The following is a 12,027-nucleotide window of genomic DNA, read 5'->3' as shown; positions in this document are numbered from 1 at the left end:
GACTCAGCGGTACAGCGGTTGTTCCTCTGCCGGGTGGGCCGGGACGACGTCGAGCTGTGGGTCGCCGGCAAGCGTGTCGATGGCGGCCTGTGCGGCGCCGATCCCGGCCCAGTGCGGGTCGACGTCGCTGGCGAAACACCAGCGGCGGTCGGCCGGCCAGACGAAGGCCGGCGGGGCTATCGGCTGGCCGTCACCGAGGTCGGCCTCCCAGGCGTCGATGTCGTCCAGCGCACCGCGTAGCAGCGCGTAGCGGCGGTGTGAGCGTCATCGTCACTCCTGCTCACTGTGCCTGCTCGCCGATCGATCGTCGGCTCGGACACTACCCGCCGCGTGCTGGCGCACCCCGACCGACACGAGTCAGGCATGCACGGTAGGCGCCGGCCCTTCCACCGCGGGCGGTGGTGGGCCTACGGCACCGGCTGCGGCGGGGGCGGTCCCACGTACCGCGAGTCCGGCCGGATGATCTTCGTGTCCTCGGCCTGTTCCAGCACGTTCGCGCACCATCCGATGACCCGGCTGGTGGCGAAGGTCGGCGTGAACATCTCCCGGGGCAGCCCGCACAGGTGCATGACGACGCCCGCGTAGTACTCGACGTTGGTGTGCAGTTCGCGGCCGGGCTTCAGCTCCGTCAGCAGCGACAGCACCCGCTCCTCGACGGCCACGGCGAGGTCCACGAGCGGCCCGCCGAGGGACTGGGCGATTCCCTTGAGCATGCGCGAGCGCGGGTCCTCGGTGCGGTAGATCGGGTGCCCGAAGCCCATGATCCGCTCGCCGTCGAGGATGCGTCGGCGCAGCCACGCGTCGGCGCGGTCGATGGAGCCGATGGCGTCGAGGGTGTCGAGGGCCCGGCTGGGCGCGCCGCCGTGCAGGGGGCCGGAGAGCGCACCGAGGGCGGCCCCGATGCAGGCGTAGAGGTCGGCGCCGGTGGAGGCGACCACGCGGGCGGTGAAGGTCGACGCGTTGAAGCCGTGGTCGACGGTGGAGATCAGGTAGCGCTCGACGGCCCGCGCGTGGGTTTCCGTCGGCTCCTCGCCGGTGATCATGTACAGGTAGTTCGCGGCGTGTGACAGGTCGTCGCGCGCCTCGATCGGCGCCAGGCCCGCGCGCAGCCGGTAGAGGGCCGCCAGCAGGCTGGGCGTCAGCGCGCAGAGCGCCATGGCCTGGGCCCGCCGCTGCGCGGGGGGCGTGTCGTAGAGGGGGCGGGCGCCGGCGGCCAGGCCGGCGACGGCCAGCGCGGCGCGCAGCCCGCCCATCGGATCCTGCGACGCCGAGGCCGCCGCGATGTCGGGCAGCGCGGCGGCCACCGCGGGCGGGATGTGGCGCAGCGCCGCGATCTCCTGGTGCAGCGCCTTGGGTTCGGCGGGGAGGCCGCCGTCGATGAGCAGCGCCCAGACGTCCTCCAGCGTGCGGCGCTCGGCGAGGTCGATCGCCGAGTACTGCCGGTAGTGGTAGAAGCCCTCGTGGCCGCGGACGTGGCCGATCGTGGTGTCGGTGACCACGACGCCGGCGAGCCCGCGCGGAACGGTGATGGTGTCAGCCATGCCGGCAGCCTCACGCCGGCCCACGACCGCAGTCAACGTTGATCCAGTCAACATGAGAGCATGGCCACATGTCCGCGGACCCGCTGCTCACGACCGCCGAGGTGGCGCACCGCCTGCGCGTCAAACCGGAGACGATCTACGCGTACGTCAGCCGTGGGCTGCTCACCAGGGTCAAGGTCCCCGGCGAGCGGACCAGCCGCTTCCGGCTGGCCGACGTCGAGCGGCTGGCGGCCCGCACCCAGGCCACCCGACCCGAACGCGACGCCGCGCCCGCCATGCGCACCGCCACCACGTTGATCGCCTACGGGCGACTCCACTACCGAGGGCTGGACGCGGCGAAACTCGCGCCGGTGACGCCGTTCGAGGAGGTGGCCCGCTGGCTGTGGACGGGGCAGCGGCACCACGAGGTCTTCACGGCGTCCGCGGAGACCCTGGAGCGGGCGCGGCAGGCGTCCAGCCACCTGCCCGGCCAGGCCCGCATCTTCGACCGGCTGCCGGTGATCGTCGCCGTCGCGGCGGCGATGGACCCGCTGCGCTTCGACCTGGCGCCGGCCACCGTGACGGCGCTCGCGCCCGCGCTGCTGTCCACCATGGTCGACGCGCTGCCCCTCGCCGGCGACGCGCCCGCCGACGACAGCCTGGCGGCCCGGCTGTGGCCCCGGCTGACAGGCTCGCCGGCGTCCGAGGCGGGGCTGCGGGCGCTCAACGCCGCACTCGTCCTGCTCGCCGACCACGACCTGGCCGCCTCGACCATCGCGGTACGCGTGGCGGCGTCGACCCGGGCCAACCCGTACGCGGCGGTGCTGGCGGGCCTCGGCGCGCTGGACGGGCCGATGCACGGCGCGGTCGGCGGCAGCGTACACCGGATGGTCGAGGCCGCCCTGCGGGACGGGACGCCGGCCACGATCGCCGAATGGCTGCGCACCGGCGGGCTGCCCGGCTTCGGGCACCCGCTCTATCCGGCGGGCGACCCGCGCGCCGCCACCCTGCTCGGTCTCGTCGCGCACCTGCCCGTCGAGGGCGAGCTGCGGCGGACCCTCGACGACCTGGTCGCGACGGCGGCACGGCGGGACGCCCTGCCCAACGTCGACTTCGCCCTCGCCGCCCTGGCGCACGCGACCGGCATGGGGCCGGGCGCCGCCGAGGTGATCTTCGCGGTCGCCCGGACGGCGGGCTGGATCGCGCACGTCGTCGAGGAGTACGCCCAGCCGAGCAACCGGTTCCGGTGGAGCAGCGGCTACACGGGGCCGGTGCCCGAGCCGGCGTGACCCGACCGGTGGGACGGGCGGCGCCCGCCCCACCGGCGTTCGGCGGACTACTTCCTGGGCAACGGGAAGCGGGCCAGGTCGGTGCCGTGCATCCCCCAGGTGGCCCTGCCGTCGGGGGTGAAGTGGAACGACGGGTTGTTGTACCAGCCGCGCGGCACGTTGTCGTAGAGCGTGGTCACCGCGCCGCCTGGCACGGTCGGCAGCTCGCTGATGTCGTTGGTCCAGTGCACCCAGGAGAACACCCGGCCGTCGACCCCGTTGAACTGCCCGTATCCGCCGAGGTCGCCCTCCATCACGATGGTGCGGGTGTGCAGGTCGTAGGCGAACCAGGCGCCGCGCGGGCGCCGGCCCATGGCGTAGAGCAGGTTGCCCACCACGTGCAGGCTCTCGTACGACTGCCAGTCCGGCTTGATCTCCTCGCGCCACAGCAGCGTACGGGTGACGATGTCGACGGCTGCCACCTGCGCGACCTTGCGGATCGGGCCGGTGGTGCCCTCGCCGTAGGTGTCGCCGGCGATGTAGGCGGTGGTGCCCCGCACCACGACGTCCATGACGCTCTGCTCGGGCAGGAACTCGCGGTGCGAGTCGAAGGTGTTGGTGGCCAGGTCGACGAAGGTCAGCGCTCCGGTGTGCCTGGTCGTCTGCGGGCTGGAGGCCACGATGAGCTGGTTGCGCGGCCGGTCCACGACGATCCGCTTGGTGCGCAGCTGCTCGTTGCCGAGCTGGCCCAGTACCTTGATCTGGTGGTTGTCGGGGTCGACGGCCACGATCTGCGTGCTGGGATAAAGGCCTGCGTAGACCACGCCGGCCTTTCCCTCGGCCATCGCCTTGACCTCGCCGTTGATGTCGAAGCGGTCGTTGGTGCCGGCCTCGGTGCGGTGCACCGTCATCGCGTAGTGGCCGCCGACCCAGATCGTGCCCCGGGTGTGGCGCATCATCGACTGGATGGTCTCCGGGTAGCCGAAGCCCCGGGTGGCGGTCTGCCACACCTCGGCGGTGCCGCCCGGCGTCGCCTTCCACACGTGCCCCAGCCCGCTGACGCCGAGCAGCGCGCCGCCGGGCAGCGGGGCGAGGAGCGCGTTCTCCACGTCGGCGAGGGGCTGCCCGACCTTCACCAGGCCGTCTGCGGTGACCTCGTACAGGTTGGTGGTGAGCCGGGTCAGCGCGTACACCCTGCCGTCGCTGCCGATGGTGAGCTGGTCGACGTAGCGGTCCTCGGCCGGGATGTCCCGGGAGACCCGGTCGGAGCCGTCGCGGCGGAAGGAGATCAGCTGCCGGCCGCTGGCGACGTGGACGACGCCGTCGGAGACCACCATGTCGAGGATCCCGACGGGGGAGGCGCTGAGGTGCGCGGTCAGGTCGGTGGGCGCGCCGCCTGCCTTCGGCCAGGCCAGCAGCGTGCCGGGCGCGGCCGAACCGCCGTAGACGTACTCGTCGTCGACCGCCACGGCGGCCGCGTAGTTGGAGGTGGAGATGCGGCCGTACGTCTCGACCGTCGCGTCGGCGAGGCGGATCCGCTTGACGGTGCAGTCCGGGTACGTGCCGATGTAGAGGTGCTCGCCGTGCACGACCATGTCGTAGTACCAGGTGGTGCTGCCCCCGGCGCGGGCCCAGGCCACCAGCTCCTTGGTCTGCGGGTCGAACCGGTGGACGTACGCGCTGCCGGCGGGGCCGATGTAGACGTACCTGCCGTCGGCGGCGAGCTTCTGCCCACCGTTGCTGGCGATGGCGAGGTCGTCGATGCTGCGCCTCTCGCCGGTGTCGACGTCGAACTCGCCCAGCCGCATCTTCCCGTCCGGGGTGTTGAACCGGGAGGTGATGAAGACACTGTCACCGATGACGGCGGCCCCGCGTACGGCGGCGGTCAAAGAGGCTGGACCGAAACTCGTGGGCGTGAGTCCCGTGTTGTCCCGCGCGAACGCCGGAGCGGCGAGCGCCCCATGGCCTATCGCCAGTCCGGTACCAGTGAGGCAACTGCTCGTCAGAAGTGAGCGACGGGTGAGGGGCATGGCGGGCTCCGTTCGTCTGCATCATTACGGCCCGGACCCTAATCAGGTGAGAGGAGGGCGTCAAGGATCGACCGGCGTGGTGGGGACGGCCCGGCGGCAGCGGTCGCCGAGGGCGCGGATCGCCTCGACGAGTTCCGGTGGGCCGGTCACGGTGAAGTCGACGCCGACCGAGGTGACCATCCAGGCCAGGTCCGCCGCCGACTCGGCGCCGAGGTGCAGCAGGCACGAGGTGTCGTCGACGGGTTCGACGGCACCCATCCCCGGCCACACGAGTTCGGCCACGGCGGCGACCGGCTGGTGCAGCGTGACGGTTGCCCGTACGGCCCACGGCCCGGTGGACAGCTGCCGCGACAGGTATGCCGTGACGTCGCCGTCGGGCGGCTGCCGGGGGGTGAACCGTGGCCCTGTCGGAACCCGCGTGCGCAGCCGGTCGACGCGGAAGGTGCGCCAGTCGTTCCTGCCGCAGTCCCAGGCGACGAGATACCAGTGCCGTCCCCAGTTGACCAGGGCGTGCGGCTCCACGTCCCGTACCGTCTCCGTGCCGTCGTGGCTGGCGTAGTCGAACCGGAGGCGCTCGTGCCGGGCCTTGGCCTCGGAGATCGTGAGCAGCACGTCCGGTTCGACCCGGGGGCCGTCCACGGGAGCCCGTACGGTCGCCTGCTGCAGCGTGGTGACCCGGTGCCGCAGCCGGGACGGCAACACCTGCTCCAGCTTGCCCAGCGCGCGCAGCGACGTCTCCTCGATGCCGGTCACCGAGCTGGCGGTGGCGGTACGCAGGCCGATGGCGATCGCGACCGCCTCGTCGTCGTCGAGTAGCAGTGGCGGCAGGGCGGCACCGGCACCCAGCCGGTAGCCGGCGCTGCCCTGGGTCGAGTGCACCGGATAGCCCAGTTCGCGCAGCCGGTCGACGTCCCGGCGCACGGTCCGGGTCGTCACGCCGAGCCGGTCGGCGAGGTCGGCGCCCGACCAGTGCCGGCGCGTCTGCAACAGCGACAGCAGTTTCAGCAACCGGGCCGAGTTCGTCAGCATGAAACCAGGATGTCAGTCGGCTTAGGACCGATCTTGACCTAACCGGCCCATAGCGTGGCTCCCGTGACTGATTCCGAGATCCGCCCGTTCCAGATCGACGTCCCGCAGCAGCAGTGGGACGACCTGACCGCACGGCTGGCGAACACCCGTTGGCCGGTCCTACCCGACGCCGGCTGGACCCGCGGCGCGCCCGTAGCCTACCTGCGGGAGCTGGCCGAGCACTGGCGCACCGGCTACGACTGGCGCGCCCACGAGGCGGAGCTGAACAAGATCCCGCAGTTCGTCACCGAGATCGACGGGCAGCGCATCCACTTCCTGCACGTCCGCTCGCCCGAGCCGGACGCGACGCCGCTGATGCTCCTGCACGGGTGGCCGGGCTCGATCGTGGAGTTCCTCGACGCCATCGGCCCGCTGACCGACCCGCGCGGACACGGTGGCGACCCGGCCGACGCCTTCCACCTCGTCGTCCCGTCGCTGCCCGGCTTCGGGTTCTCCACGCCGCTGGCCGCCTCGGGCTGGGACAGCGAGCGGATGGCCGGCGCGATGGTGCGCCTCATGGAGCGGCTCGGCTACCAACGGTACGGGGTGCAGGGCGGGGACACCGGCTCCTACGTCGCCCCCGCCATGGGCCGGCAGGCGCCGGAGCGGGTGCTCGGCGTCCACGTCAACGCCCTGATCACCTACCCGATCGGCGTCGAGGGCGAACAGGACGGCCTCAGCGACGTGGAGCGCCGACGCGTCGCGGCCATGGAGAGCTACAACGACGGCTACCTCCAGATCCAGGCCAAGTCGCCGCACACGCTGGCGTACGGGCTGCAGGACTCGCCGGTCGCGCAGCTCGCCTGGATCGTCGAGATGTTCCACCGGCTGACCGACCGTCCCGACGGCGCCGCCCTCGACACCGTCGTCGACCGGGACCGGCTGCTGACCAACGTCAGCCTGTACTGGTTGAACGGCGCGGGCGGATCGTCCGCGCAGGTCTACTACGAGGACATCACCGCCAACGCGTGGACCGGCGACGCCGGCCAGTGGGGCGACGCCGGCACCGACGGCGAAGGCGGCGCCGCCGGCGACTGGGCGGCCGGCACCGACGACGAAGGCGGCGCCGCCGGCGACTGGGCGGCCGGCACCGACGGCGAAGGCGACGCCGCCGACGACTGGGCGGCCGGCACCCGTGGCACCGTGCCCACCGGCGTCCTGGTGTCGACCGCGAAGGACATCACCGTCCGCCGGTTCGCCGAGCGCGAGCACAACGTGGTGCGCTGGACGGAGTACGACCGGGGCGGGCACTTCTTCGCCCTGGAGCAGCCCGAGCTGTTCACCGCCGACGTGCGCGACTTCTTCCGCGAGCTGCGCTGAGGCGGGGCGCCCGTCGTCGGCCTACAGGCGGTGCCGGACCCAGACGTTGGGCTCGACGTAGACGGCGTGGTCGTGCGCCACGTCGCAGTGCACGGGCACGAGGGCACCCGGCACGTGGACCGGTCCGCTGGTGTCGAACGGCAGACCGGTCCAGCGCCGCCAGTCGGCGAGCGTCCCGGCGATCGTCATCGAGCGGGCGGCCACGCGTTCGATGCGGCCGCCCGCGCGGACGTGCACCCGCAGCCACGGGTCGACCGGCAGGCCGTCGTCGCGGACCTGCGCCGCGTACTCCGTCATCGGCAGGTCCGGCTGCGTCTGCTTGCCGGTCGGGCGGACCGGCGCGACCAGCGTGTCGTAGCCCCGCTTCGCGACGGCCTCGCGCATGGCGGCGAGCATCACCGCCGACAGCCCGGTGCCCCGCCGGTCCGGGCGGACGCAGATCTCCAGCGCCGAGACGATGTTCGGGGTGGCGCCGGTGAGGCGGTTGATGGTGGCCCGCTGGATCATCCGGTCCCAGCCGCCGTCGGGCAGCTCCGCCTCGGTCCAGCGCAGCGGCACGGCGTACGCCCGGGCGACGGCGCGGCCGGGCTCGGCGGAGTCGACGGCGGCGAGGACGAACTCGGGGTACAGGTCGTGGGCGACGCCGTAGTACACCGCGCCCATCGGATCCCAGAGCATGAACGGCGGCCACGCCCCGTCGAAGTCGTCGTCGAGCAGCGGTGCCAGGTCGGGGCGGTCCGCCAGGGTCACGATGTCCAGGGCCACGGCGGCACCGTAGAGGACCGGGGCCTTGCGCCGCACCTCGAATTCGGCGCGGGGAGGCGACGCCTACGCGCCGGCGGTCGCGCCGGTCGCGCTCGTCGAGCCGCCGGCCGGATCATGATCCGGTACGGGCGCGCCGCCGGCGCGGTCGTCGGTGTCGTACGAGTCGCTGAACATCGCCTCGCCCTTGACGAGCCACGCGGTGCCGAAGGCGAACACCGCCACCGCCTCGCACCAGAACAGCGGCTTGATCGTGTCGCGGACGGAGTCGGGCAGCGCGTTGCTCGCCACGGCGAGGACTATGGCGGCGGTGATGATGCCGCCGCAGGCGCGGTAGACGCCGTTGCGGGCCCGCGTCCGCCGTGTCGGGGGAGTCGTGGGGTCGGTCTGCGGGAACAGGAAGATGCAGAAGACGGCCAGCAGCACGAACAGGGCGGCGGCCGCGACCTGGTGCAGCCGCCCGATCGTGACGTCGGTGGACGTGAGCGCGGCCCGCGGGACGCCCGTCGCGGCGGGGAACACCGCCACCGCGATCGCCAGCGTCCCGGCGATCGAGCTCAGCACGTCGTCGACCCTGCGGTAGCGGTAGCAGATGAGGAAGACGCCGATGGCGCACATTCCCCCGACGAAGACGTCCCGCATGTCGGTGTGGTACGACGCGCTGATCGAGTCGAGCGGGGCGAAGTCGCCGGTGGTCAGGCCGTTGCCGATGGTCAGTACGATCGGCAACGCGATGCCGACCGTCCCGATGCCGAGGCGGAGACGGCGGAGGGTCACGGCGTCCTGCGGCGGCTTGACGGGCGAGGACATGGCGCCTCCCAACTGCGGCGACGGCGCCGGCCGGGTGGGCGGGGCCGGCAGTGCTGTCGCAACCAGTGGAATCCGTCCGACGCCGGTGTGTCAACGATCGCCGGTCAGTGGCCGCCGTAGAGCGCGTCGATGTCGGCGGCGTAGCGTTCCTGCACGACCGCCCGCCGTACCTTCAGAGTGGGGGTGAGTTCCCCGTCGGTCTCGGTGAGGTCGCGGGGAAGGACGCGGAACTTCTTGATCTGCTCCGCGTGGGACACCGCGCGGTTGGCGCGGTCGATCGCGTTCTGGATCGCCGCCCGCAGCGCGGGGGAGTCCCGCAGGTCCGACACCGAGGCGTCCGGGTGGCCGTGCGCGGCCCGCCACCGGGGCCACGCCTGCGGGTCGACGGTGACCAGGGCGACGAGGTAGGGCCGGCCGTCGCCGATCAGCACGCACTGGCTGACCAGCGGGTCCGCGCGCACCTGGTCCTCGATCGGGGCGGGGGCGACGTTCTTGCCCGCCGCCGTGACGATGATGTCCTTCTTGCGCCCGGTGACGCGAAGATAGCCGTCGTCGTCGAGGTCGCCGAGGTCGCCGGTGCGCAGCCAGCCGTCGGTGAACGTCTCGCGGGTGGCCTCGGCGTTGTTCCAGTAGCCGGGGAAGACCACCGGGCCCCGGGCCAGGATCTCCCCGTCGTCGGCGATCGCGATCTCGACGCCGGGCAGCGGACGACCCACCGTGCCGATCCGCATCGCCGTCGGCGTGTTGGCCGTCAGGGCGGGCGAGGTCTCGGTCAGCCCGTACCCCTCGACGACGGTGAGGCCGGCGCCGCGGAAGAAGTGCGCGAGCCGCTCGCCCAGCGGCGCTCCGCCGACGATGGCCGCCCGGCAGCGTCCACCCAGCGCAGCCCGCAGCTTGCGGTAGAGCAGCACGTCGCACACCAGATGCGCCAGCCGCAGCGGGGGCCGGGGGCCGGCCCGGGTGTCCAGCGCGCGGCTGTACCGCACCGCGACCCGGTCGGCGATCGTGAACAGCCAGCCCCGGTGCCCGTCGGCGGCCTTTCGTCTCGCCCGGTCGTAGATCTTCTCGAACACCCGCGGCACCGCCAGGACGAACGTGGGACGGTACCGGCGCAGCTGGTTGAGCACGCCGCCGATGTCGGCGCTGTGCACCATCGTGGCGCGCGTGCACACCATGCCGACCTGGACCAGCCGGGCGAAGGCGTGGGCCAGGGGCAGGAACAGCACCGTCGACGCCCCGGAGTGGAACAGCTGCGGCAGGGCAGCGGTGGCGTTGCCGACGTCCAGGGCGATGTTGCCGTGCGTCAGGACGCAGCCCTTCGGCCGTCCGGTCGTGCCGCTGGTGTAGACGATCGTGGCGATGTCGCCGGCCGACACGTGCCGCCGGCGGGCCTGCACCTGCCCGACGTCGACAGCGCGGCCCGCCCCGGCCAGCCTGATCAGGTCGCCCGCGTCGATCTGCCACGTGTGCGCCAGCGCCGGCAGGGCGCCGCGCAGGCCGTCCAGCGTCGCGGCGTGCTCGGCCGTCTCCACCACGCACGCGACCGCGCCGGAGTCGGCGAGGATCCACGACAACTGGTCCGCGCTCGACGTGTCGTACACCGGGACCGTCACCGCGCCGACGGACCACAGCGCGTAGTCCACCAGGGTCCACTCGTACCGGGTGCGGCTCATCAGGCCCACCCGGTCGCCCGGCTGGAGGCCGGCGGCCACCAGACCGCGGGCCACCGCCTGCACGTCGTCGCGGAACTGCCGGCAGGTCACCGTGGTCGCGCCCTGCCCGGAGCGGCGGACCGGCCAGGACCGGGGGTCGGGGTCCGGCCGTACGAACTGCGCGTGGTCCGGATCGCGTTCGGCGTTGTGCCAGACCACCTCGGCCAGGCCGAGTTCGACGTCGGTGACCACCGGCGCGACCGCCATCTCCCGCACGCTCACCCACCCACCGTCAGTTCACGTCGCTGAGAGTTCGATGATGCGGCGCGCCCGGGCGTCCGGTCGCGCGAACGGTGAAACCCTGCCGTGCCGGCGTCGTGGCGTGGTAGCCGCGCGTCGTGGCGGCCGGGCTGCGTCGCCCCGCCGGCCGAAGGGTTCCACGGGGCCCGGATGCCGCCGGCCCGGCCGCTGCTCAGTACGCCGCAGGACGCGGCGCGCCCGGCATCGTGCCGGCAGGGCGCCGGGACGTCGCGGCGCGACGCGGAAGGTTCCACGATGTGCCCGCTGTCGCAGGTGGTGGCCGATCCGCGGACGGTCGGTCTATGGTGACGCCGTGATCGTCCGCCGCCCGTTCCGGCAGCCCCGCTCGTCGGCGCTGCGGGACGCCGCTGCCCGTTCGGCGACGCCGTCGTCGGGCGTGCGGACCCACCTCGTCGCGGACGCGACCACGCGTCGCCTCGTCGTGCCGGCGGCCGCCCGCGTGCGGGGCGCCGTCATGCCGATCGTCGCGCCGCCGACCCGGCGGGCGCCCGGCCAGCGCCGCCCGCCGCCACCCAGCCGACACTGACATGTCCGGCACCGGCGGGCGGAGCGCATCAGCGCTCCGCCCTTTCTTTACCCCCGAGCGGGAGGAACCCTTCGTGTACGTCGTGAGCAGGCAGGACGAGTTGGGCGTGCTGCGGATGGTCCTGGAGGAGCAGTACGAGCGGCACAGCACGCAGTTGGCGCTGCTGGACCGGCAGGCCCGCCGTACGTGCGCCGACGGCGCCGACGTCGAGGCCGCCTCCGCGCTGACCGCCGCCACCCGGCGGGCCCTGGGCGACATCGCCCGGGCGCTGCACTACCTGGAACAGGGCGGCTACGGCAGCTGCGAGAGGTGCACCGGCGACATCCCCGTCGAGGAACTGGCGCACCGGCCGTCGGCGCGGTTCTGCACCACCTGCCAGCCCGAACCGCACCGGCAGGCCGCCCGCGGCACGCCCGTCGTAACCCCCACCGCGCCCACCGCGACCCCCGCGACCCCCACGACCCCGACCCCCACGACCCCGACCCCCACGACCCCGACTCCCACGACTCCCACGACCCCCACCGCGACCGCCGCGACCTCTGTCGCTCCCACCGCGCCTGCCGCGACCTTTGTCGCTCCCACCGCGTCCGCCGTCGCCCTTACCGCGCCTGCCGTCGCCCATCCCGCGCACGCCGTCGTTCGCACCGCGCACACGGCCGCTCGCGCCGGCGGCGCACCGCCCGAAGGCTCGTGGCCGAAGGCCGGGCCGCCCTCCTGGCGCCGGATCCACGGCCGGTAGGCCACCGACCG

11 protein-coding genes are annotated in these 12,027 nt (G+C 73.4%); 5 read left to right on the top strand and 6 right to left on the bottom strand.

Annotated elements, in window-relative coordinates:
• Window positions 1-33: 33 nt before the first annotated feature.
• Window positions 34-240 (top strand): hypothetical protein, encoded by a 207-nt coding sequence (locus GA0070606_RS32360; protein WP_176737220.1) that lies wholly within the window; start codon window positions 34-36, stop codon window positions 238-240.
• Between the two features lie 167 nt (window positions 241-407).
• On the opposite strand, the gene GA0070606_RS02935 is transcribed toward GA0070606_RS32360, so the two are convergent.
• A complete protein-coding gene (locus tag GA0070606_RS02935) occupies window positions 408-1,541 on the bottom strand; it encodes a citrate/2-methylcitrate synthase (protein ID WP_091094932.1) in 1,134 nt (377 codons plus the stop codon).
• A gap of 68 nt (window positions 1,542-1,609) precedes the next feature.
• On the opposite strand from GA0070606_RS02935, the gene GA0070606_RS02930 reads away from it, so the two are divergent.
• Window positions 1,610-2,809, top strand: coding sequence for a citrate synthase (locus tag GA0070606_RS02930; protein ID WP_091094931.1), 1,200 nt, complete (start codon window positions 1,610-1,612; stop codon window positions 2,807-2,809).
• 47 nt (window positions 2,810-2,856) lie between these two features.
• Here GA0070606_RS02930 and GA0070606_RS02925 read toward each other — a convergent pair whose 3' ends face one another.
• Both GA0070606_RS02925 and GA0070606_RS02920 read right to left on the bottom strand, forming a co-directional pair.
• Entirely contained in the window at window positions 2,857-4,677 is a 1,821-nt protein-coding gene (locus tag GA0070606_RS02925) for a YncE family protein (protein ID WP_091094930.1), read from the bottom strand.
• Between the two features lie 201 nt (window positions 4,678-4,878).
• Window positions 4,879-5,847 (bottom strand): helix-turn-helix transcriptional regulator, encoded by a 969-nt coding sequence (locus GA0070606_RS02920; RefSeq protein WP_176737219.1) that lies wholly within the window; start codon window positions 5,845-5,847, stop codon window positions 4,879-4,881.
• Window positions 5,848-5,910: 63 nt separating this feature from the next.
• Between GA0070606_RS02920 and GA0070606_RS02915 the strand changes: the two genes are divergently transcribed.
• Window positions 5,911-7,206 (top strand): epoxide hydrolase family protein, encoded by a 1,296-nt coding sequence (locus GA0070606_RS02915; RefSeq protein ID WP_091094929.1) that lies wholly within the window; start codon window positions 5,911-5,913, stop codon window positions 7,204-7,206.
• Between the two features lie 21 nt (window positions 7,207-7,227).
• On the opposite strand, the gene GA0070606_RS02910 is transcribed toward GA0070606_RS02915, so the two are convergent.
• From GA0070606_RS02910 to GA0070606_RS02900, 3 genes are all read right to left on the bottom strand, one after another.
• Window positions 7,228-7,971: an N-acetyltransferase gene (locus GA0070606_RS02910; protein ID WP_091107193.1), complete on the bottom strand. Its 744-nt coding sequence runs from the start codon at window positions 7,969-7,971 to the stop codon at window positions 7,228-7,230.
• A 63-nt stretch (window positions 7,972-8,034) separates the two neighbouring features.
• Complete coding sequence (locus tag GA0070606_RS02905) at window positions 8,035-8,778, bottom strand: hypothetical protein (protein ID WP_091094928.1); 744 nt, start codon at window positions 8,776-8,778, stop codon at window positions 8,035-8,037.
• A gap of 104 nt (window positions 8,779-8,882) precedes the next feature.
• Window positions 8,883-10,706 (bottom strand): AMP-dependent synthetase/ligase, encoded by a 1,824-nt coding sequence (locus GA0070606_RS02900; protein ID WP_091107191.1) that lies wholly within the window; start codon window positions 10,704-10,706, stop codon window positions 8,883-8,885.
• A gap of 337 nt (window positions 10,707-11,043) precedes the next feature.
• On the opposite strand from GA0070606_RS02900, the gene GA0070606_RS02895 reads away from it, so the two are divergent.
• Entirely contained in the window at window positions 11,044-11,277 is a 234-nt protein-coding gene (locus GA0070606_RS02895; protein WP_091094927.1) for a hypothetical protein, read from the top strand.
• 73 nt (window positions 11,278-11,350) lie between these two features.
• Window positions 11,351-12,016 carry a TraR/DksA family transcriptional regulator gene (locus GA0070606_RS02890; RefSeq protein ID WP_091094926.1) on the top strand — a complete coding sequence of 222 codons (666 nt, stop codon included), beginning with the start codon at window positions 11,351-11,353 and terminating at the stop codon, window positions 12,014-12,016.
• Window positions 12,017-12,027 lie beyond the last annotated feature (11 nt).

This window comes from Micromonospora citrea (assembly GCF_900090315.1).
GTDB lineage: Bacteria > Actinomycetota > Actinomycetes > Mycobacteriales > Micromonosporaceae > Micromonospora > Micromonospora citrea.
Note: the sequence above shows the minus strand (reverse complement) of the source record. Positions and strands in the feature narration are given on the sequence as shown.

Excerpts from the sequence above, each read along its gene's own strand:
- GA0070606_RS02905 (WP_091094928.1), bottom strand. The coding sequence starts at position 8,778 with ATGTCCTCGCCCGTCAAGCCGCCGCAGGACGCCGTGACCCTCCGCCGT.
- GA0070606_RS02935 (WP_091094932.1), bottom strand. The coding sequence starts at position 1,541 with ATGGCTGACACCATCACCGTTCCGCGCGGGCTCGCCGGCGTCGTGGTC.
- GA0070606_RS02920 (WP_176737219.1), bottom strand. The coding sequence starts at position 5,847 with ATGCTGACGAACTCGGCCCGGTTGCTGAAACTGCTGTCGCTGTTGCAG.
- GA0070606_RS02930 (WP_091094931.1), top strand. The coding sequence starts at position 1,610 with ATGTCCGCGGACCCGCTGCTCACGACCGCCGAGGTGGCGCACCGCCTG.